A 21,892-nucleotide genomic window follows, 5' to 3' on the forward strand; every position below is an offset into this window, starting at 1 on the left:
AAGACCCCTCCCTCTCCGGGCGGGAGAGGGAGGGGCAGAGGGTCAGTCGTCAGTGACCCAGGTCATAGATCCCGGTGATGTCGATCCGCACGGTCATCTCGCCGGCCGCGACCGGGGTCGAGGCATCGGCGGACTCCATCCGGGCCATGGCGTAGACCGGCATCGGCGGCTGCGGCGAGTAGCCGCCGCCTTCATTCAGCGAGCGGATGCCGCCCAGTTCGACGCCCAGGGCCTGGGCATAGAGACGCGCCTTGTCCTGGAGAGCGCGGACGGCAAGGATGCGGGCCTGATCCTCGGCGGCCTTGGGGTCCTTCAGGCCGAAAGCGATGCCGTTGATCTGGTTGACGCCGGCCCCGACCACGGCGTCCGCCGTCGTGCCGACCTTCGTCAGATCGTTGATGATCACCGTGACCTGGTTGGACGCCTGATAGCCGCGCAGGCGGGGCGGCTGGTTCTCGACATAGTCGTACTGGGCCGAGAGGTTCAGGCCCGAGGTCTGGATGTCGCGGTCGGCGATGCCGGCGCGGCTGAGGGCGGCGAAAACCTCCTGCATGCGGCGGGCGTTGTCGGCCATGGCGGCCCGGGCCGTCGGGGCCTCGGTCTGGACGCCGAAGGTGATGGTCGCCATGTCCGGGGCGACGCGGACTTCCCCAAAGGCGGACAGGTTGAGGGCGGGCCGGGCGGCCATGGCGTGCACCTGCATCGGGGCGGTCGGAACGGACTGCGCGAGGGCGGCGGGCGCGGCGAAGGCCGTCAGGGCGGCGCCCAGCATCAGGGCCTTGAAGGTGCGGGTCATGGAAGAATCCTCATCGAGAACGAAACCTGGGACGGCCCCCGTTCTCTGCGCAGGCCGTGGCCGAACCTTGGCGGCGCCCGCCTGAACGCCGGGGCCGGCCGATCTGGCAGGATCCGTTCACCTGAATGAATTCGTCGACAGGCTCCGGCCTCTTTCCCGGCCTTCGTCGCCCTGCTAGGCCGGACCTCCGCCCGAGGCCGTGCGGTTTGGGGGCGCGTAGCTCAATGGTTAGAGCCGACCGCTCATAACGGTCTGGTTGGGGGTTCGAGTCCCTCCGCGCCTACCACCCGCTTCAAAATACCCCTTATAATCATTTAGTTAAAAAGAATAGACAGCAGGGGTTAGACTCGGCCTGTTCTCGTTTCGGCCCGCAGCAGCCCGTCTCGCCGCGCAACCCAGCGGAAGCGTGAACTGGACGCGCAACTTGACGCTTCACAACCATAGCTGCACTAATGAGTTTCCAAATCAGCTTTGGTTGTGCTCGGCAGAGAGCGCCAATTTCGTGAGGCCTGTATGACCGATGTTCTTCCCCCAATTCTGGTGACCGGCCAACGTCGCCAGATCGCAGCAATGCACTTCCCCGGCCGTATGAACTCTCCATCCGGGGAACAGCCTATCGAGGTGTCCGGCGAGGGCGATCCGGAGGATCCTCCGATCTATGACCGGTGCGCGGATCCGGCGCAGCAGGTCGATTGGAACGCGGATGCAGCGGCAGCCGAAGCTTTGCGGCGTTTTCAAAACAGCGCTGGCGATCCGCTACTCGACAATCGAGAGCGCTCCATGGTCCTGATACGCAATCCGGTTACTGGGATGGTCACTGCGGAGAATCTCGAAGTTGGCGTTCCTGGGGCTGGCGAAGTCCCGTTCAACGTGGATGGCTTTGGCTGGGCGAACGTTGTCGGCCTTATCCACTCCCACCCAGGAAGTAGGTCGTTTCCGAGTTCAGCGGACCTGTACAACTATCCCGTTTGGCAAGGACTGGTCACTCAGGCGGGGGGAAGCCAAGGTCTAAGATTATACATAGTTGGCGCGGGAAATGACGGACCTGGAACGCCGGATAGGCTAATGATCAGGGTGTATAACCAAACCAACATCGCCAGCGGCGAACAAGGCCAAGCTGGACCTGAGGTCAACCAAAATGCGCTCCCGTGCAATGTTTAGGGCAATTCTCGTAGGTGCAACGCTCGTGACGACTTCGGCGTCGTCATCGATCGCCGGTGACAGCAGCTACCGGGTGCAGTTATTTGGCGGGGTTCCTCCGCTGGCGGGGTTTGAGATTGAACCTTCGCATAGTGACACATGGGAAGCCGTTGGCTTCTACGCAGTTGTGCATGCCACTGTTCGACTGCCCGACGGTCTGCCGTGGATCGAGTATGTTGCACGTCGTGAGTATCGAGATGAAACGGGACAGACTGCTGTGTTCTGGGCATCATCGATCACTTGCCCCAGTGTTCGGAATCTTTTGGCGTGGCTGACCGAGTTGTCGCCGCCCCGCATCGAAATCGCTGGCGTAACTCCGAGAAATGTGATGCCCGATGGCGCCCGACCGAGAACCTACATGGCCGACGGTGACGTGGTCACCATCTGGGGACGCGGTACCCAACCTGACAACGCAGCAGCGACATCCGTCGAGGTCAAAAGCAATGCTGGAGCGGTCGCCTCGTTTGGCCGCGCGGCGCGCTCTAGCTTGGCGTCCTGCTGGACAGGCACCGAGCCGCCGGTTGACGGGCCTGTCGTTTAACGATTTCCAGCATGGGGGCTGCGCGTTCCCGCGCCAGCCTGATGGACAGCCATTTCCTAGGCAAACCGTTCCGAAACAATAGATCCGGCTTGCCCGGTTCGCCGGAGCGGGCTTTCGTCGTTTCAGTCGGCCTTCTCTGCAGCAGGCTGCGCTCACGTGGACACGAATGTTGGCCAGCTGCAGATCGGCAGAGACGTGGAACTGGCTCAGGCAGCGGCACCTGCGAGGCTGCTAAGTGGTCGATTGCACGGCGCTGAGCAGTCCCGGACACCCCCGACCCCGGCCTCGCGCCGGGGGCTTTTTGCGTTTTGGAAGGTCCGAAAGGTTAGACATCGGGCCAACTCGTCAATGGTGGCCTATAGGCGGCCAGAACGGTTAGACACCGGTTGCGCCTTGATTTCACAAGGGGAGCTCAGGCCCTCCGCGCCTACCACGGCTCACCGCCGCCAGCGATCCTCGCCCCGGATCCGGCCGCCGTCGACATAGCGGCCATTGGAGTCGTACCAGCCGTCGCCCTGCTGGAAGCGCCCATAGTTGTCCGGCATGTAGGCATAGTCGTCGTAGGGGTCGCCATAGGCTCCGTCCATCTCGTCCCACCAGTCGCGCGGGTAGGCGGTGAACTGGCATTCGTAGCCCTGGTCGGGACGCTGGTACCATTGGGGCGCATAGCGGTCGCGGTAGCGAGCCTCCCAGCGCGGCCGGCACAGCTCATCGGACCAGACGCGGTTACCCGAGGCGTCGAGGGTCGCGCGATACTCGCGGTCGAAGACCTCGCGCATGCCGACGAAAGTGTTGTTGGTGACGACAGCCCGGCCGGACTGGACCGCCACCCCGACCGAGCCGGCGCGGATGCGGGTGTCCGTCAGCGTCAGTTCGCCGTTGTAGAGAACCGCGCCCTTGTCGGCCCGGCAGATCTTCGACCCCGAGACCGTGACAGAGGCTCCTTCGACCGCCACGCCCTCGGAGAAGCCGCAGATCCTGGTGTTGACGACCTCGACCCGGCCGTAGTCACGGCGCGACCGTACCGCCAGACCGATGGAGCGCGGGCCGAAATTGTTCGGCGTCTCGGTCCCGCTGACGGTCACCGAATCGATGCGCGACGGATCGGCGTTTCCGGGCACGATCTCGATGCCGGACTGGGATCCGGAGATGACCGTCTCCCACAGGTTCAGGGTCGCGTCGTCGGCGACGATGGCCGGGGCGATGGTCTGGGCGTCGATGATGGTGTCGCGCAGGTCGACCTCGCCTCCGTCGGCGTAGATGGCCGCCTCGTCGCCCGCATGACGGATGCCGAGCCGGTTGGCGACGATCTGGCCGCCGTAGCTGACGATACAGGCCGCGTCACCGCCGCGCGGCGAGGCCAGGACGACGTCGCGCAGTTCCAGCCGCACGCCGGACGCGACCGTGATGCAGGGCAGACCGTCGGGAGCCTGGAGCGTGATGGGCGATCCTTCGTTCCAGCGACGCGGATCGAAGCCGCCCTCACCGATGATGGTCATGGGCTTGTCGATGTTCAGCCAGCCGACACAGGCGCCGGCGCGGGCGCGGATGACGAGGGTGCCTCCGGGTCGCACGCGCTGGACCGCCGCTTCGACACCGCCGGTGCCGGGGTTGCCGCCGCAGTCCACCAGGACGATCTCCTCGCCACCGGGGATGATCGGGCCGCCGTAGGGGGGCTGATAGCCGGGCCGTCCGTCGGGGCGGTGCGCGCCGTAGTTCCAGCGGCGCGGCGGGATCTGGCGGCGGCTCTGGCTCGCGGGCGGATCCAGCAGCAGGCCGAAGTTCGGGCGGGTCTGGCTTTCGACCCGGGCAGCGGTCTGGGCCTGAACCTCGGGGGCCGAGACTATCAGTCCGGCGGCGACGGCCAGGGCGGAAACGGCGATGGTCAGACGGCTGAAGGTTTGGGTCTTCATCGGATCAGCCCCTCCTTAGCGGCGCTGCGAACGGGAAACCTGGGCCAGGACGGCCTGCAGGCGGGAGGCGGACGGGCCGAAGCCGGCCAGAGCCGAATCGATACGGAAGGCCACGGCCTCCGCTTTGTCCTGATCCGCCACCCCGGCGACGCCGAGCGCGAAATAGGTCGACATGGCGAACTTGGCCTCGGGCGAGCCCTGCTTGTCGGCCTGCTGGTACCAGTGGAAGGCGCGGGCGTAGTCGGGCGGAACCCCGATGCCCTCGGAATACATGACCGCCAGCACCAGCTGGGCCTCGGATGAGCCGTTCACCGCCGCCAACTGGATGGCGCGGACCATCTCCAGATAGGAGAGGCGCGACTCCATATTGTGGCCGAGCATGGCCTCCAGCGACTGGATCTGACGGGCCGACAGGTCATTCGGAGCGTTCACCACCTCCTCGGTCACACCGAGGTAGCGCAGGGCGCGACCGACGTGAACGAAGGGCAGTTCGGTCATCCGGCCCAGCGCATACTCATAGGCGTCGCCACGCGGACGGCTCTCGTCCGAGAAGGGCACGCCCGAGGCCGGGGCCTCGTTCGGATAGAATTCGAACGGCGGCACCCACTGGCGCGCCTTGGCCTCGACGAAGGCCCCGTAGCGGGACCGGCCCGGCGAGGACCGTTCGAAGTCCTTCAGCAGGACATAGGCGCCGACATCGCCCGTCTGGACCGCAAGGTAGTTGTACAGGTAGGCGTCGACGTCGTTCCGCGGGAACAGGCTGACGGCGGCGTAGTAGCCGGCGCGACGCCGGTCGGGCTGACCGCCGGCGTTCCGGCCCCAGGCCTCGCGCGCCTGGGCGTTGTCCTGCGGCTCGCCGAACGGGCCGTAGAGAGCGTCATGCAGCCGCGCCAGGGCGCGGAAGCCGTCGGCGTCCTGGGTCGAAAGGACATAGATGATGCGGTTACGGACCTCGGACTGCTCCTCCATCGTCATGCGCGACAGCTGGTCGTCCAGCCGTTGGTAGGCGACATGGCGTTCCCAGGCCCGACAGTCGTCGTAGCGGGAGACATTGCGGAAGCCGCCGAAGATGCCGCTGCGGTCCGCCCTGTTGATCGGGGCGTAGCCTTCGTCATTGGCCAGGGCCAGGCCGGTCCAGACCGCGCTCTCGATCGGGTCCTCGATATTCTTGTCGGTGGCCCGCAACGCCGCATAGCGGGTGCCGAGTTCGAGCTGGGCAAAGAAGTCGCCGCGGAAGGCCGCCCGTCGCAACTGGCGCAGGCCCGTTTCCTGGGCGTTGAATTCCGAGCCGGTGACCGACTGTGGCCGGGGGCAGGCGTTGGCGGCGGCGTTGTCGGCTCGCCGCCACAGGCCCGGGCCCGAATCGCTGCAGCTGGCGACGGTGCCGGCGGTCACCGCCAGGGCGACGATGACGGCGACGGCCGTGACGGGACCCCGCAGGCGGGAGCCTTGCGAGCGGTCGTCCCTGGCGTCGCGGTCGCGCATTCCCTCACCCGTTCCCCACGCAGCCAACTGGCGGCCCGACGTTAACCATTTCCCAAACCAGCGGTCTGGTCCAGTGAACTTCCGATCATGGTTAACGCTGTTTTACGACAAAGCGTTGCCGCAAGCAGACCGGAATCTTGTCCGGTCACGCTTAGTCTCGGGAAAACAGGGGCTTGCTTCCAAGAGGAAGCGTCTCGCTCGCCTTGGGCCAGACCACAGCCTATATGCGCCCCTCGCCAGTCGAAACTCCGGAGCCCCCATGTCCTACGTCGCCCGCGACGACCGTCCCGCCGACAAGGCCGCCCGCTACGCGGAGGTCGAGGCCGAGATCCTGGCGGTGCTGGAAGGCGAACCGAACGTGACCGCGCGCATGGCGACGGTGTCGTCGATGCTGGCTGATGCTTTCGAGGACTATTTCTGGACCGGCTTCTACGTCGTCGATCCGGAGACGGAGCGGGAGCTGGTGGTCGGTCCCTATCAGGGCACCCTGGGCTGCCTGCGAATCGCCTTCGGACGCGGGGTCTGCGGGACGGCGGCGGAGACGAAGGCGACCCAACTGGTCGAGGATGTCCACGCCTTCCCCGGCCATATCGCCTGTGACGGCCGGTCCGAGAGCGAAATCGTGGTTCCGGTGCTCGACGCATCGGGCGAGTTGATCGCCGTGTTCGACGTGGACGCGACCCGCAAGGCGGCTTTCGACGGCGTGGACGCCGAGGCGCTGGAACGGTTGCTGGCCAGGGTGTTCGCCCGCTAAGCCTTCCCATAAGGATCGGGATCGACTTCGGCGGAACCAGGATCGAGGCCGTCGATCTGGACCCCCACGGCCAAGGAGACCCCTCATGACCTCTCGCACCCTCGTCGTCACCGGCGGCCATGGCAGTCTCGGCAGGGCCGTCGTCGAGGCGGCGCTGGCCGACGGACTGAACGTCGCCCTCATCGACCATGCGACCGGCGAGGCCGCGCCTGACGGGGCGCTGGAGATCGGCGGCGTGGATCTGACCGACGCGGGCGGGACCGAGACGGCCATGGCCCAGGTGGTCGGGCGGTTCGGCGGCATCGACGCCCTGCTGAACATCGCCGGCGGATTTGTGTGGCAGACGACGGAAGACGCCGCGCCGGCGTGGGACCGGATGTTCGCGCTGAACCTGACCACCGCCCTCAACGCTTCGCGCGCCGCCCTGCCCCACCTGAAGGCCTCGGCCGAGGGGCGGATCATCAATGTCGGCGCCAATGGCGCGCTGAAGGCGGCGGCGGGTATGGGCGCCTACGGCGCGTCCAAGTCGGCGGTGCACCGGCTGACCGAGGCGCTCGCCGAGGAACTGAAAGAGACCTCGGTGACCGTCAACGCCGTCCTGCCGTCCATTCTGGATACGCCCCAGAACCGAAAGGACATGCCCGACACCGATCCGGCCCGCTGGGTCCAGCCGTCCGATCTGGCCGAGGTGATGCTATTCCTCGCCTCGCCGGCGTCGCGCGCGATCACGGGAGCCCTGATCCCCGTCACCGGTCGCGTCTGAACATGGACACCCCCCGCAGCCTGCTGTTCCTGCCCGCCTCCAATGCCCGCGCCGTCGAAAAGGCGCGCGGCCTGAACTGCGACCTCGCCGTGCTGGACCTCGAGGACGCGGTCGCTCCGGAGATGAAGGCCGGGGCGCGGGCGGCGGCGGTCGCTGCGCTGAAGGCCGGCGGTTTCAGGGGCGCGGTCGGGGTGCGGGTCAATGCACTGGGGACAGACTGGGGCGAAGCCGATCTGGAAGCGCTCTCCGGCCTGCCTCTGGCCTGGATCGTCGCGCCCAAGATCGAGGACCCCGGCCTGATCGACGCCTATGATGCGCGGATGGATGAAGGCGTGCGGCTCTGCGCCATGATCGAGACGCCACGGGCCCTGCTCGATCTCCAGTCTATCGCAGGCGCGGGAGGGCCGCTGAGGGCGCTCATGCTCGGGGTCAACGACCTGGCGGCCACCCTGGGGACCGGGCCCTCGAAGGACCGTGAACCGCTGAAGCCCTGGCTGGCGGCGACCGTGGCGGCGGCGCGGGCCAATGGTCTGGCGGCCATCGACGGAGTGTTCAACGGGTTGAGCGATCCGGAAGGCCTGGCGGCCGAATGCGCGCAGGGTCGGCTCTACGGCTTCGACGGCAAGAGCCTGATCCATCCGAACCAGATCGAGGCGGCGCACGCGGCTTTTTCTCCGACCCCGGAGGAGATCGCCCAGGCACAGGCCGTCGTCGACGCCTTCGCTGCTCCGGAGGCGGGCGGATCGGGCGCGATCCGGGTCGACGGCGCCATGGTCGAGCGGCTTCATCTCGCACGCGCACAGGCCCTGCTGGCGCGCGCCGCCCCGAGCCGATAGACCAATAGCCGAGCACGGCGAAAGCGTAACGGTTGCAACACCCTGTCCCTCTCAGCACGGATGTGCCCGGCGGTTCGCCCCGGCGGGCCTGGGTATGTTCGCCGGGCATCCTCGACGTTCCGTTCCTGCGAACCTTCCTGCCCGAGCTTGATCTGAAGGCCAGCCCGTTCGCGACCGTCGACGCCATAGTGGGCTGGGGCCTGAAGCCGTCGTCCAACGTCGGCCGCAAGCGCGCCGAAAGTCGGAACCTCCCCTATCTGGCGCTCGAGGACGGGTTCCTGCGCTCCATCGGACTGGGCGAAACCGGGTCGGCGTCGCTGAGCCTGATCGTCGACGACATCGGGATCTATTACGATGCGACCCGGCCCAGCCGGCTGGAACGGCTGATCGAGACGGCCCCGGACTGGTGCGACGCCGCGATGCGCGCGCGGTCGGCGGCGCTGATCGACAAGGTGGTGGTCTCGGGCCTGTCGAAGACCAACATGGGCGGACCGCTTGATCGGTCGATCCTGAAGCCGGGCAAGCGCATCCTGCTTGTCGACCAGACGGCGGGGGACGCCTCGATCGGCAACGGTCTGGCGGGGCCGGAGAGTTTCGCGACCATGGTGCGGACGGCCAGGACGGAGCGGCCCGAGGCCCAGCTGATCGTCAAACGCCACCCCGCCGTGGCGGCGGGCAAGAAGAAGGGCTGTATCACCGATGCGGACCTGAAGGGCGTCACCCTTCTGGACGCCGACGTGCGCCCGGCCGAACTTCTCGCCGAAGTGGACGAGGTCTGGTGCGTGACCTCGGCCCTGGGGTTCGAGGCCCTGCTGCGCCGCCTGCCTGTCCGGTGTTTCGGCGCCTCCTTCTATTCGGGCTGGGGGCTGACGACGGACGAGGTGCATACCGGACGGCGCGGGGTCGCCCGCGATCTGGAAACCGTCGCCGCCGCCGCCCTGATCGCCTATGCCCGCTACGTCGACCCGGTGACGGGTCTGCGCTGCGAGGTCGAGGCGGCGATCGAGCGACTGGTCTCGCTGCGGGATCGCGCCGATCGACTGGCGGGCTACTGGGCCGGCGTCGGGTTTTCGCCCGCCAAGCGGCCTCCGATCCGGCGACTGCTGAATGGCCCGCGCACCACGATGAAATACTTCGCCTCCGCCAGCCGCGCCGCGGCCAGGGCGGAGGAGACCGGCGGTCGGCTGATTTACTGGGCCGGCAAGGAGACGGCGGAGATCGCCGGCGTCGCCGCGACCACCCCCGCGCCGGTGGTGCGGATGGAAGACGGCTTCATCCGCTCGCGCGGTCTCGGCTCGGACTTCTTCGGAGCGCTCAGCGTCGCCCTGGACGACGAGGGCGTCTACTACGATCCGACCGGGCCTTCACGGCTGGAAAGCCTGATCGAGGGCGGCGGCCAGTCCCCGGCGATACTGGCGCGTGCTGACGCCCTTCGCGAACGGGTCGTCGACGCCGGCCTGTCGAAATACAATCTCGAGGGCGACGGACGCCGCCCCAACTGGCCGGGCGGGGCTCGTAAGGTGCTGGTCGTCGGCCAGGTCGAGAACGACAAGTCGATCCTGAAAGGCTGCGGCGACATCCGCACCAACTCGGGGCTCGTGGAGGCTGCGCGCGCGGACTATCCGGACGCCTTCCTGATCTACCGCAATCACCCGGACGTCATGAGCGGCAACCGGCCCGGGATGCTCGACGCCTCGGCGATCCATGCCGTGGACGCGACAGCGGACGATTTCGACATCATCGACTGTCTGGAGGCCTGCGACGTGCTGGCGACCCTGACGTCGCTGTCGGGGTTCGAGGCCCTTTTGCGGGGCAAGACGGTGGCGACCTATGGCCGGCCCTTCTATGGGGGCTGGGGCCTGACGCAGGACCGGATGACCTATGAGCGCCGGACCCGTCGGGCCAGTCTGGACGCGCTCGTGGCCGCAGCACTGATCGAATATCCGATCTACGTCACGCCGGCCGGCTGGCCCTGCGAAGCCGAGGATCTGGTGACCGCCCTGATCGCCGCACGCAACGACCCTCCGCCCGAGGCGCCGCCGCATCAGATCGCGCGTTGGTGGAAGGGCCTTCTCGCCAGTCTCGACCGACGCCCGCCACCGGCCTATTGAAACCAGTCTTGAGGGCGCTCACGTCCCTCAAACACCGAGGCGCCGCGCGCCGATCGACAGGGACGCCAACCGTCCCTCAAGCAGCGAAGCTCCCCGAGCCGAGCGATAGGGACGAAAACAGAGTGTCACACGCCGTCATCGCCGCCACCGGCCTGTTCACCCCCGAACAGTCGATCTCGAACGCCGAACTGGTGGAGGCCTACAACGCCTGGGCCGAGGCCTGGAACACCGACCACGCGCTCCAGATCGCCGAGGGCGACGTCGCCGCCCTGACCCCGTCCTCGGTCGAGTTCATCGAGAAGGCCTCAGGTATCAAGAGCCGGTTCGTGCTCGACAAGGCGGGCGTGCTCGATCCCCGACGGATGGCGCCGCGCATCCCGGAACGGAGCAACGACGAACTTTCGATCATGGCCGAGATGGCGGTGAAGGCCGCACGCCAGGCGATCGAGGCCTGGGGCAAGCCGGTCTCGGAGATCGGCGCCGTCCTGTGCGCCGCGTCCAACATGCCCCGCCCCTACCCGGCCCTCGCCGTTGAGATTCAGCAGGCTCTGGGAATCGACGGCTTCGGCTTCGATATGAACGTGGCCTGTTCCTCGGCGACCTTCGGCATCAAGACGGCGGCCGACTTCATCGCGTCGGGCTCGGTCAAGGCCGTGCTGATGGTGAACCCCGAGGTTTGTTCGGCGCATCTGAACTTCACCGACCGCGACAGCCACTTCATCTTCGGCGACGTCTGCACCGCGGTGATCGTGGAGAGCTCGGACACGGCCGGCCCCGGTGGCTGGGATGTCCTGGGGACGCGGTTGAAGACCGTCTTTTCCAACAACATCCGCAACAATTTCGGCTTCCTGAACCGCTGGGCTCTGGAGACGGACGCGCCTGCGGGGACCGATCGCGCCGCCGGCCAGCAGGACGACAAACTGTTCATCCAGCAGGGCCGCAAGGTGTTCAAGGACGTGGTGCCCATGGTCTCCGACATGATCATCGAACACGCTGGTGATCTGGGCATCGAGCCGACCGGCCTGAAGCGGATGTGGCTGCACCAGGCCAACATCAACATGAACCAGATGATCGGCCGCAAGGTTCTGGGCCGCGATCCTGACGCGGACGAGAACGTCATCATCCTGGACGAATACGCCAACACCTCGTCGGCCGGTTCGATCATCGCCTTCCACCTGCATCAGGACGGCTTCGAGGCCGGCGACACGGGCCTGATCTGCAGTTTCGGCGCGGGCTATTCCGCCGGAACGGTGTTCGTGCAAAAACGGAGCTGATCACCCGGGGAGGTCAGGAATGAAGGGTCTGTCGATTCCAGCACTGCTGGCGGTGTTCGCCCTCGGAGCCTGTGACAACACGACGGCTGAACCCGCGACCGGCGCGACGAGCCCGGCGCCGGTCGCGCCCGAGGTCGCGCATGCAACGTCGGAACCGGATCCGACCCACTGCCTAATCGTCGTGGACGGCAAGATCTATCTCGACGCGCCCTGCCCCGTGGACGACAGCGACCCGACGACGATCACCCTGAACACCGGCACGATCACAGCGCCCCAGGTGTTCGTCTACCTCAACACCTATGAGGGCGTGACCGAGGCCTTCTGGAACGGCGGCCAAGGGGCCTCCCACGCGCAAGAACCGCTCGGGGCCGTCACCCTGTCTGGCCGGTGCTGGACCAGCGCCCGCGTCCAGATCTGCCGACCGGCCTGACGGCTGACGATCAGGGCGTCCCGGGGCCGGAGGCTTCCGGCGGATGGGTCGCCTTCCATTCCATAGCCCGGCGGATCCGGTTTTCGACCGACGGGTGGTCGTAGAACAGGAACTCCTCCAGCGCGCCCGGCGACGGGGCCCGATATTCGGCGGTCTTGATCAGGGCTTTCGACAGCCCGTCGGGCTCATTGGCATGGACCAGCGAGAAGCGGTCGGCGTCGGCCTCTATCGTGCGGACCAGGGTCGACTGGACTGGTGTGGCCAACAGGCCGAGAACGGCCAGGACCGCGCCCAGAACCGGCAGACCCGCCGGATCAGAGATGTCGCCGACCCGGTCTGCGCCCAGGAGGCCTCTGGCCAGCGGATAGAGCCGATCGGTCAGGAAGAAGGCCAGCGCCGCCAGGATGCTGAGGACGCCCACAATCCACAGGGAATGCATGTGGACGTAGTGGCCCATCTCGTGGCCCACGACACCGCGCACCTCGGCGATGTCGGCATTCTGCCTGAACATCACGTCGCTCATCGCGACCCGCGCCGAGCCGAACAGGCCCGAAACATTGGCCGTATAGCGGTCCGACTGTCGGGAGCCGTCATAGATGTAGATCTTGTCTGACGGCGTGCCGGTCTTTTCGGCCAGGGCCACGACCGCGTCGCGCATCGCACCGTCAGGCGCAGGCGTGTAGGTGTTGAATATCGGTTCGATGAAGATCGGGCTGATCAGGAGCGTGAAGACGACAGCTGCAGCCGTCAACGCCGAGGCCCAGGCCCACCAAAGGCGACGCGCCCGGCGGATCAGCAAATAGATGCCCATGATCAGCACTGCGGTAAAGACGGTGGAGATGGCCGCACCGATGGCGGCCTCGGTCAGCCAGCCCACGAGAGACTGTTCGGTCAGGCCATAGTGTTTCTCGCGATACCAGCTGGCATACATCTCCCACGGCAGGGTCAGCACCCAGCTGAGCGCCAGATAAACCAGACCGACCACGAAGGACGCGAGCTTCGGCCTACGGCGACGTCGCTCCAGCGAGGATCGAATGGCGACCAGAAGGCCTGTCTTCACCAGGATGAGGGCGACCGCGATTGCGACCAGAAATCCGCCAAGGATCAGCCAGTGGCCCCCTTGCGTATAGGCGATGGCCCGGGCGGTCTCCTCTGGCGACAGGGTGGCGAGGTAGCGGGCAGTTTCGGCTGCGGGATCGAGTGTCGGCATGGGGCCCTCCGTCCGGCGAACAAGCCCCCGACAGCTCAGCTTGTCAGCTTAATTCGCCGACAGGTAGGGGCCGCGATCACGAACTGATGACCCGACGAACATCGGCATGGCTTGCGTCCGTCGGCCGACTCTGGGAGGACGGCGCAACCAGACACCGAGCGGCACGGAGTCCTCCCCGATGAGCCAATCGCCCGCCAAATCTCCCGGCTTTCTGGAAGCCCTCGCGCGCGACGTCGCGATGGTGCTGAAATCGCTTGGCGGTTCGGCGCACCAGAATGTCGTCATCGACTGCGTCGCGGCCCTGAAGCGACAGCGCGGCGAGCCGGTGACCCAGGACCTTCGTCTGGCCGTGGTCGAAGCCTTCGAACGTTATTCGGAATGGTTCACCCGGCCGTTCGGCGACGGGTCGATGCGCTGGGCCCTGGTGGCCGAGCCCGGCTGACGGACCTCCCCGCCCGCACAGCGGACGGGGAGCCGGCATTTTCGATCAGAAGCGGCGCACGTAGCTGACGCCGTAGGTGTCCACTTCACCACCGTTGTCATCGGTGAAGTCGCGACGCGTCCAGTCGGCGCGGACGCCGTTCCGGGCATCGAAGAAGTAGTTGGCGCCGACGCCGTAGTTGACGCTTTCGCCATCCGCCCCGGCGCGGATGCCGGCGGCCTCGGCCTTGATCGAGGTCGTGCCGTAGCCGACGCGACCGAACAGTTCGAAATTCGGCGAGACCGGCAGGATGCCGACAGCATAGGCGGCGGCGTCATAGTCGTGTTCGACCTTGGCGTTCACACCGGCGACGGTGACGTTGTCGTCACGGACGCCGATCGAGGCCTCGCCTTCCACGGCGAAGTTCGGGTGCAGGCGGGCTGTGACCCGGCCGGTGATCGCGCCGAAATCGGCGCCTTCGGCGTCGAGGGCCGTGTAGCCGGCCGATCCCGACCACTGAGGCGTGGAGACGGTCTGAGCCATCGCTGGAACAGCGAACAGTGAAATGGCAGCGGTCGCGAGAATAATGTTACGCATAGTTTCTATAGCTCCTAGATGCGGGACTGTTGTCCCGGCCCCATCCAGCGAGTGCTCAAGTATGAATGCAGCAGGGCCGTTCCAAGGCCAATTCATTACATGATGGAAACTGTGCGCACGGAAGCACAGACAGCGTTATACTCGCCGCTTTGCCGCCCTATTCCATCGCCGACAGCAGGGTCGCGGCCATGGCGTTCAGCGGCGTGGCGATGCCATGGGCTGCGCCGAAGCGGGCGATGACGCCGTTGCGGGCGTCCCACTCCATCGGGCGACCCGCCAGTCGGTCGCCGAGGAGCGAGTTGACGGAGTCGGGCGGGGAGGTCTCCGCCCGCTCCACGACCCAGTCGGGGACGTGGTCGCCCAGGTCCGCGCCGACCGCCCGGCCGACCAGCACGCATTCGCGCACCATGGCCCGCATCAGGTCGGCGACGCCGGCCTCGCGCACCACCCCGCCCGGGAGACCGGTCAGGGCATTGACCGCCCCGGCGCAGTTCAGGGCCAGCTTGGTCCAGGCGACGGTGACGAAGTCGTCCGTGACAGAGGCGTCGATGACGCTTTCGGCGAACAGGGCGACGAAGGCCTCGCCCGTCTCACCGGCCGGGACGATGACGGTCCCGTCGCGGCGGTGCTGGATCCGGCCGGGCGCGCTGCGTTCTGCAGGGATGTCGACAACGACGGGCAGGATCTTCTCCCGCGCGACGAAGGGCGCGAACCGTTCGACATGCTCGACGCCGTTCTGGAGGACGGCGACCCGGGTATCGGGGCCGACCAGGGGTTCCAGCCAAGCCGAGGCGGCTGCGACGTCATAGGCCTTGGTTGCGACGAGGACCCAGTCGGCGGGCTCCTTGATCCTCGACGGGTCGGTGACGACACGCGGACGGGCCTCGATCAGGCGCCCGCCAGGGACCTCGACCACAAGCCGGTCCAGGGACGTCCGGGCGCACAGGGTGACCGACGAGACGAGCGGGCTGTGCGACAGCCAGGCCGCGACCGTTCCGCCGATCGCACCGGGGCCGACGACGGCGATGGAAAGCTTTGCGGCGAAGGGCATAGGCGGGACTTAGGCCCTGCCCCGCCGGCCCGCAACGCGATCACCGATCCTTTTCGCGGGCCTCGCCGCCGCGTGAGACCAGGGCCGCCTGGGCCGCGGCCAGACGGGCGATCGGCACGCGGTAGGGGCTGCAGCTGACATAGGCGAGGCCGACCTCCTCGCAGAAGGCGATCGAGGCGGGGTCGCCGCCGTGCTCGCCGCAGATGCCCATCTTGATGTCGGGGCGCACGGCCCCGCCCCGCTCGGCGGCGATGCGGATCAGGTCGCCGACGCCTTCCTGGTCGAGGCGGACGAAGGGATCGGTCTCGAAGATGCCCTTGTCCATATAGGCCTGCAGGAAGCGGCCCGAGTCGTCGCGCGAGATGCCGAAGGTGGTCTGGGTCAGGTCGTTGGTGCCGAAGGAGAAGAACTCTGCGTGTTCGGCCAGGTCGCCCGCACGCAACGCCGCGCGCGGCAGTTCGATCATAGTGCCGACCAGGTATTGGACGCTGTCCCCGGCCTTCTCGAACACGGCCTTGGCCGTCCGGTCGGTCAGTTCGCGCAGGTATTTCATCTCCAGGCCCATGGCGACCAGGGGGTGCATGATCTCGGGAATGGGGGCCTCGGCGGCGGTCTTCTTGACCTCCAGCGCGGCCTCGAGGATCGCCCGGACCTGCATCTCGTAGATCTCGGGATAGGCGACGCCGAGGCGGCAGCCGCGGTGGCCGAGCATGGGGTTGGTCTCGTGCAGCTCACGGGCCCGGCGCTTCAACTTGGCCGCGTCGATGCCCGAGGTGGCGGCCAGGGCGTCGATGTCCTCGTCGGAGTGCGGGATGAACTCGTGCAGAGGCGGATCGAGCAGGCGGACGGTGACCGGCAGGCCGGCCATGATGGTGAACAGCTCGACGAAGTCCGACTTCTGGAACGGTTCGATCTTGTCGAGCGCCGTGCGGCGACCGGCCTCGTCGTCCGCCAGGATCATCTCGCGCACCGCGGCGATCCGGGCCTCGTCGAAGAACATGTGTTCGGTGCGGCACAGGCCGATGCCCTCGGCGCCGAACCCGCGCGCGGTGCGGGCGTCCAGCGGGGTCTCGGCATTGGCGCGGACCTTGAGGCGGCGGACCTTGTCGGCCCAGGCCATCAGGGTCTGGAAGTCGCCGGTCAGCTCGGGCTCGATCATGGCCACAGCGCCGTCCAGCACCTCGCCCTTCGACCCGTCGATGGTGATGACCTCGCCGGCCTTGAACGTCCGGCCGCGCGCCGTGAAGGTCTGGGCCTGTTCGTCGATGTGGATCTCGCCGGCGCCCGAGACGCAGGGACGCCCCATGCCGCGTGCGACGACGGCCGCGTGGCTGGTCATGCCGCCGCGCGCCGTGACGATGCCGCGCGCCGCGTGCATGCCGTGGATGTCCTCGGGCGAGGTCTCCTCGCGGACCAGGATCACCGCGTCGCCCAGCTGGTTCAGCCGCTCGGCCTCATCGGCGTCGAAACAGATCTTGCCGGTGGCGGCACCGGGCGAGGCCGGGAGACCGGCGGCCACGACCTTGCGGACCGCGTTGGGGTCCAGCGTCGGGTGGAGCAGCTGGTCCAGCGCGGACGGCTCGACGCGGCTGATCGCCTCTTCCTGGGTGATCACGCCCTCGGCGGCGAGGTCGACCGCGATCTTCAGCGCCGACTTGGCGGTGCGCTTGCCGTTGCGGGTCTGGAGCGTCCAGAGCCGGCCCTGTTCGACCGTGAACTCGATGTCCTGCATGTCGCGGTAGTGGCGTTCCAGCGTGCCGACGACGTCGACGAACCGGGCGAAGACCTCGGGCATCGCCTCTTCCATCGAAGGGGCGGTCTCGCCCATCTCCTCGCGGCCGGCCTTGGTCAGGGACTGGGGCGTGCGGATGCCGGCGACGACGTCCTCGCCCTGGGCGTTGATCAGGAACTCGCCGTACAGCTTCGATTCGCCCGTCGAGGGGTTGCGGGTGAAGGCGACGCCGGTGGCCGAGGTCTCGCCCATATTGCCGAAGACCATCGACTGGATGTTGACGGCCGTGCCCCAGCTTTCGGGGATGTCGTGCATGCGGCGATAGAATTTGGCCCGGTCGTTCATCCAGCTGGCGAAGACGGCCGAAACGGCGCCCCACAGCTGTTCATGCGGGTCCTGGGGGAAGGGCCGGCCCAGCTCGCGCTCGACCACGGTCTTGTATTCGGCGACGACCTTTTCCCAGTCGGCGGCCGAAAGGTCGGTGTCGACAGTGACGCCCAGACGATCCTTGTGGTCGTCCAGCACCTCTTCGAAGTCGTCGTGCGAGAGGCCCAGCACCACGTTCGAATACATGGTGATGAAGCGACGGTAGGAATCGAAGGCGAAGCGGCGGTCGCCCGACAGGTTCGCCAGGCCTTCGACGGTCTGGTCGTTGAGACCCAGGTTCAGGACCGTGTCCATCATCCCCGGCATGGAGGCGCGGGCGCCGGATCGCACGGAGACCAGCAGCGGATTGGCCGCATCACCGAAGGTCTTGCCCACGACCGATTCGACGGTCTTCAGACCGGTCGCGACCTGGCCGGCCAGATCGGACGGATAGGCGTTCCCGTTGGAGAAATAGTGGACGCAGGCCTCGGTCGTGATGGTGAAACCGGGGGGCACCGGCAGGCCCAGCTTCGCCATCTCGGCCAGGTTCGCACCCTTGCCGCCCAGCAGGTTCTTCATCGACGCATCGCCGTCGGCGGAACCGCCACCGAAGCCGTACACCCACTGAGTCATCAATAGTCCCCTGAAGCCGTGTCTTGACCGGCGGGTTCACCCCGCTCGCATGCCGCCCTGACTAACGTGCTGCGCGCGCGAAGGCGAGGCCGGGCTGTAACAAAGGGTGATGGGTTGTTTCGGTTCCGTGGGCGAGGCCGGACCCGAAAACACCGTCCGAAGCGTCCGAAGCGACCGGACCGTCCGGGACGGCGTGGGCTGACCCGGTATCATGCGCCCGTTTCGGAGGGTGATGGATATAAAGCGCTTCGTCAGAGCCGGGCGTTGATCCGATTGAGGAAATCGGGGCGTCTGATGATGGGTATGGGCCCTGCCCTTCTCCCCTTGCGGGAGAAGGTGGCCGAGCGAAGCGAGGTCGGATGAGGGGTCACGCGGACATCGAAGGTCAGTGCACGCTCAGCCCATTCCAACCGCCTGTGCGACCCCTCATCCGTCAGCCTCCGGCTGCCACCTTCTCCCGCAAGGGGAGAAGGAAGTCGGCTACCCCGCCACCTGGCCGAAGTCGGCGACCTTGCCCATGACGGCGCGGACCTGGCCCAGCAGTTTCAGGCGGTTGTCGCGTTCCTCGGCCACGTCGGAGTTGACCAGGACGTCGGTGAAGAAGGCGTCCACCGGGGCGCGCAGAGCGGCGAGGGCCGTCATGGCGGCGGCGAAATCCTCGGCGTCCAGAGCGATGTCGACGGCGGTGCGGGCCGCGTCGGCGGCGAAGGCGAGGCGCGCCTCGGCCTCGGGCTGGTTCGGAAGGCCGGTCTGGACCATGCCGGCCGGAACGGCGCCCTTCTTCTCCTCGGCCTTGAGGATGTTGGAGGCGCGCTTGTAGCCGGCCAGCAGGTTGGCGCCGTCGTCGGTGGCGAGGAAGGCGTCCAGCGCCTCCACCCGCCGCACTATGCGCACGAGGTCGTCGTCGCCCAGGGCGAAGACGGCGTCCACGAGGTCGTGGCGCTTGCCCTGGTCGCGGAGGAGGACTTTCAGGCGGTCGGCGAAGAAGGCCAGCAGGTCGTCGGCAAACGCAGATGGCGTCGGCACCGCCGTATAGGTCCAACCCCGTCCATCTTCGTTGCCAGCTCCGAGCGACGAAGCATCGGCGAGAACGAGGACCCCCGCCTCCGCCCTGGAGACGACAGCGGCCCTGCCTGCATAGCTGTCATTGGGCATGAAATCGGTGAACGCCGAAGTGCCTTCGACAGGATATCGGGCCAGATACTTCTGGCCTGCCTGATCCAGGACCGACCCGAATGCGAACTCGACGATCTGACCAAGGGAAACTCGAGCCTCGGACGATTGGATCAGCCGGATCACCCCCAGCGCCGCCCGCCGCAAGGCGAACGGATCCTTCGAGCCCGTAGGCTTCTCGTCGATGGCGAAGAAGCCGACGAGGGTGTCGAGCTTGTCGGCGAGGGCGACGGCGACGGTCAGGGGCGAGGTCGGGACCGTGTCGGCCGGGCCCTGCGGCTTGTAATGGTCGCGGATGGCGTCGGCGATCCGATCCCTTCTCCCCTCGGGGGAGAAGGTGGCAGGCGGAGCCTGACGGATGAGGGGGCTGGTCGAGGCAGACCCGGCGCCGGTCGGGGCGACGGACGCATCCCCCTCATCCGGCCCTGACGGGCCACCTTCTCCCCCGAGGGGAGAAGGAGACAGGCGCGCATAGTAGCCGCCCATGATCCCCTGAAGCTCCGGGAACTCCCCAACCATGCCGCTGGCCAGATCGGCCTTCGACAGACGCGCCGCCTCGAACGCCTCGTCGGGGTTCGCGCCGACCAGCGGGGCGATCTCGCGGGCGAGGGCGGCGATACGTTCGACGCGCTCGGCCATCGTGCCCAGTTTGGCGTGGAAGGTGACGCCGGACAGTTTCGACAGCCAGGCGTCGAAACCGACCTTGCGGTCCTCGTCCCAGAAGAAGCGGGCGTCGTTCAGGCGGGCGGACAGGACGCGGCTGTTGCCGGCGGCCAGGGCCGCGCCGCCGTCGGAGGCCTCGACATTGGCGACGACGAGGAAGTTGGGGGCCAGCTTGCCGGTCGAGGGATCGCGGACGGCGAAATATTTCTGGTGCACCTTCATCGACAGACGCACCACCTCGGGCGGCAGGTCGAGGAACTGCGGGTCCATGTCGCCCAGGATCGGCGTCGGCCACTCGGCGAGGCCGGCGACCTCCTCCAGCAGGCCGTCGTCGTCGACCATCTCCAGACCGCGCGCATGGCAGGCGGCGCGGGCGGCCTCGAGGATCTTCAGCTTGCGGTCGGCGACGTCGAGCAGGACGAAATGCTGTTCCAGCTTCGCGCGGTAGTCGGCGAAATCCTTGACCGCGAACGGTTGGCCCGAACCGAGGAAACGATGCCCCTCGGTCGTGTCGCCGCTCGCAATCGCACCGCCGCCGGGCGACCCATCAGCGATGGCGAACGGCACCACCTGACCGTCGAACAGGCAGACGATCCGCTTCAGCGGCCGCACCCAGCGCAGGGTCGCATCTGCCCAGCGCATCGACTTGGGCCAGGGGAAGTTCCGGACCACATGCTCGACCGTCTCGGCGACCACGGCGGTCGTCTCGACACCCTTCTGGTCGATCACGGCGAACAGGACGCCGTCGCGCTCGGTCAGCTGGTCACGGGTCAGGCCGGTCTTGCGCAGGAAGCCTTCCAGCGCCTGTTCCGGGGCATTGGCGCGCGGGCCCTTCAGCTCTTCCGAGCGGTCCGGGGTCGCGGTCGGCAGGCCTTCGATAACGAGCGTCAGGCGGCGCGGGCCTGCGTATGTGGTCAGGGCGTCCCAGGTGAGGCCGGCGGCCTTCAGCCGTTCAGAGGCCATGCGTTCGAGGTCGCGCGCGGCGCCCCCCTGCATGCGGGCGGGGATCTCTTCCGAGAACAGTTCGAGGAGGAGCTGGGGCATCAGGCGGTTTTCCGCTCTTGTTCGACGTAGGCGAGGGCGCAGGCTTTGCAGAGGTCGCGGATGCGGCCGATGTAGCTCTGCCGTTCGGCGACGGCGATGGCGCCGCGGGCGTCCATCAGGTTGAAGAGGTGGGACGCTTTCAGGACCTGGTCGTAGGCGGGCAGGACCAGCTGCTGGCCCTGGGGTCCCGTCATGGCGAGCAGGCGGGTCGATTCCGCCTCCATGTCCTCGAAGCGGCGCTTCAGGCCTTCGACGTCATAGCCGTGGAAATTGGCTTCCGACTGCTGGCGTTCGTTCTCGAGGAAGACCTCGCCATAGGTCAGGCCGTCCTTGTTGAACTTCAGGTCATAGACGTTGTCGACGCCCTGGACGTACATCGCCAGACGCTCGAGCCCATAGGTCAGCTCGCCCGAGACGACGTCGCACTCGATGCCGCCGACGCCCTGGAAATAGGTGAACTGGGTCACCTCCATGCCGTCGCACCAGACCTCCCAGCCCAGACCCCAGGCGCCCACGGTCGGGTTCTCCCAGTCGTCCTCGACGAAACGGATGTCGTGCAGCTTGGGATCGATGCCGATGGCGTGCAGCGAACCGAGATAGAGCTCCTGCAGGTCCGCCGGGTTCGGCTTCAGAATGACCTGGAACTGGTAGTAGTGCTGAAGCCGGTTGGGGTTCTCGCCATAGCGGCCGTCGCCGGGGCGGCGGCTGGGCTGGACGTAGGCGGCCTTCCACGGCTTCGTCCCGAGCGCGCGCAGGACCGTCGCGGGATGAAGCGTCCCGGCGCCGACCTGTTCGTCATAGGGCTGCAGGATCGCGCAGCCGCGATCACCCCAGTATTTCTGCAGGGTCAGGATCAGGTCCTGGAAGGCGAGCGGTTCGGTCGGTGCGGCCACGGGGGA

The 21,892-nt window shown here is 67.3% G+C and carries 17 protein-coding genes and 1 tRNA gene; 9 read left to right on the forward strand and 9 right to left on the reverse strand.

The window, feature by feature from the left end:
* Nucleotides 1–49: 49 nt before the first annotated feature.
* Entirely contained in the window at nt 50–796 is a 747-nt protein-coding gene (locus Q0044_RS05165) for an SIMPL domain-containing protein (protein ID WP_298160432.1), read from the reverse strand.
* Between the two features lie 210 nt (nt 797–1,006).
* Between Q0044_RS05165 and Q0044_RS05170 the strand changes: the two genes are divergently transcribed.
* Together Q0044_RS05170 and Q0044_RS05175 are read left to right on the forward strand one after the other, a co-directional pair.
* A tRNA-Ile gene (locus tag Q0044_RS05170) sits at nt 1,007–1,082 on the forward strand.
* Between the two features lie 227 nt (nt 1,083–1,309).
* Nucleotides 1,310–1,957 (forward strand): hypothetical protein, encoded by a 648-nt coding sequence (locus Q0044_RS05175; RefSeq protein ID WP_298160434.1) that lies wholly within the window; start codon nt 1,310–1,312, stop codon nt 1,955–1,957.
* Nucleotides 1,958–2,974: 1,017 nt separating this feature from the next.
* On the opposite strand, the gene Q0044_RS05180 is transcribed toward Q0044_RS05175, so the two are convergent.
* On the reverse strand, nt 2,975–4,450 hold the full coding sequence (locus tag Q0044_RS05180) for a right-handed parallel beta-helix repeat-containing protein (protein WP_298160436.1): 1,476 nt from the start codon (nt 4,448–4,450) through the stop codon (nt 2,975–2,977).
* Nucleotides 4,451–4,465: 15 nt separating this feature from the next.
* A complete protein-coding gene (locus Q0044_RS05185; protein WP_298160437.1) occupies nt 4,466–5,935 on the reverse strand; it encodes a tetratricopeptide repeat protein in 1,470 nt (489 codons plus the stop codon).
* 259 nt (nt 5,936–6,194) lie between these two features.
* On the opposite strand from Q0044_RS05185, the gene msrC reads away from it, so the two are divergent.
* The 6 genes from msrC to Q0044_RS05215 all read left to right on the forward strand — a co-directional run bounded on the left by msrC (nt 6,195) and on the right by Q0044_RS05215 (nt 12,103).
* Nucleotides 6,195–6,689, forward strand: a complete 495-nt coding sequence (gene msrC / locus Q0044_RS05190) for a free L-methionine (R)-S-oxide reductase MsrC (protein WP_298160439.1) — start codon at nt 6,195–6,197, stop codon at nt 6,687–6,689.
* A gap of 85 nt (nt 6,690–6,774) precedes the next feature.
* Entirely contained in the window at nt 6,775–7,452 is a 678-nt protein-coding gene (locus tag Q0044_RS05195) for an SDR family NAD(P)-dependent oxidoreductase (RefSeq protein WP_298160440.1), read from the forward strand.
* A 2-nt stretch (nt 7,453–7,454) separates the two neighbouring features.
* Nucleotides 7,455–8,288, forward strand: a complete 834-nt coding sequence (locus Q0044_RS05200; RefSeq protein ID WP_298160442.1) for an HpcH/HpaI aldolase/citrate lyase family protein — start codon at nt 7,455–7,457, stop codon at nt 8,286–8,288.
* Nucleotides 8,289–8,320: 32 nt separating this feature from the next.
* The gene (locus tag Q0044_RS05205) at nt 8,321–10,399 is read left to right on the forward strand and encodes a capsule polysaccharide biogenesis protein (RefSeq protein WP_298160444.1); all 2,079 of its coding nucleotides are present in this window, start codon (nt 8,321–8,323) and stop codon (nt 10,397–10,399) included.
* A gap of 122 nt (nt 10,400–10,521) precedes the next feature.
* A complete protein-coding gene (locus Q0044_RS05210; RefSeq protein ID WP_298160445.1) occupies nt 10,522–11,673 on the forward strand; it encodes a beta-ketoacyl-ACP synthase III in 1,152 nt (383 codons plus the stop codon).
* Between the two features lie 19 nt (nt 11,674–11,692).
* Nucleotides 11,693–12,103, forward strand: coding sequence for a hypothetical protein (locus Q0044_RS05215; protein ID WP_298160447.1), 411 nt, complete (start codon nt 11,693–11,695; stop codon nt 12,101–12,103).
* A gap of 10 nt (nt 12,104–12,113) precedes the next feature.
* Here the strand turns inward: Q0044_RS05215 and Q0044_RS05220 are convergent, their stop codons facing one another.
* Entirely contained in the window at nt 12,114–13,313 is a 1,200-nt protein-coding gene (locus Q0044_RS05220; RefSeq protein WP_298160450.1) for a M48 family metalloprotease, read from the reverse strand.
* 178 nt (nt 13,314–13,491) lie between these two features.
* Here Q0044_RS05220 and Q0044_RS05225 point away from each other — a divergent pair, with 178 nt between their 5' ends.
* A complete protein-coding gene (locus Q0044_RS05225) occupies nt 13,492–13,755 on the forward strand; it encodes a hypothetical protein (protein ID WP_298160452.1) in 264 nt (87 codons plus the stop codon).
* A gap of 45 nt (nt 13,756–13,800) precedes the next feature.
* Here Q0044_RS05225 and Q0044_RS05230 read toward each other — a convergent pair whose 3' ends face one another.
* The 5 genes from Q0044_RS05230 to Q0044_RS05250 form a co-directional block, all read right to left on the reverse strand.
* Complete coding sequence (locus Q0044_RS05230; RefSeq protein WP_298160454.1) at nt 13,801–14,331, reverse strand: porin family protein; 531 nt, start codon at nt 14,329–14,331, stop codon at nt 13,801–13,803.
* A gap of 157 nt (nt 14,332–14,488) precedes the next feature.
* Nucleotides 14,489–15,382, reverse strand: a complete 894-nt coding sequence (locus Q0044_RS05235) for a 2-dehydropantoate 2-reductase (protein ID WP_298160455.1) — start codon at nt 15,380–15,382, stop codon at nt 14,489–14,491.
* A gap of 40 nt (nt 15,383–15,422) precedes the next feature.
* Nucleotides 15,423–18,113: a pyruvate, phosphate dikinase gene (gene ppdK / locus Q0044_RS05240; RefSeq protein WP_298160457.1), complete on the reverse strand. Its 2,691-nt coding sequence runs from the start codon at nt 18,111–18,113 to the stop codon at nt 15,423–15,425.
* Between the two features lie 480 nt (nt 18,114–18,593).
* Nucleotides 18,594–20,993 carry a glycine--tRNA ligase subunit beta gene (glyS, locus tag Q0044_RS05245; RefSeq protein ID WP_298160459.1) on the reverse strand — a complete coding sequence of 800 codons (2,400 nt, stop codon included), beginning with the start codon at nt 20,991–20,993 and terminating at the stop codon, nt 18,594–18,596.
* Nucleotides 20,993–21,886, reverse strand: coding sequence for a glycine--tRNA ligase subunit alpha (locus Q0044_RS05250; protein WP_298160461.1), 894 nt, complete (start codon nt 21,884–21,886; stop codon nt 20,993–20,995). Before Q0044_RS05250 ends, glyS begins: the two co-directional genes overlap by 1 nt.
* Nucleotides 21,887–21,892: the final 6 nt, after the last annotated feature.

This window comes from Brevundimonas sp., assembly GCF_027484365.1.
Lineage (GTDB): Bacteria > Pseudomonadota > Alphaproteobacteria > Caulobacterales > Caulobacteraceae > Brevundimonas.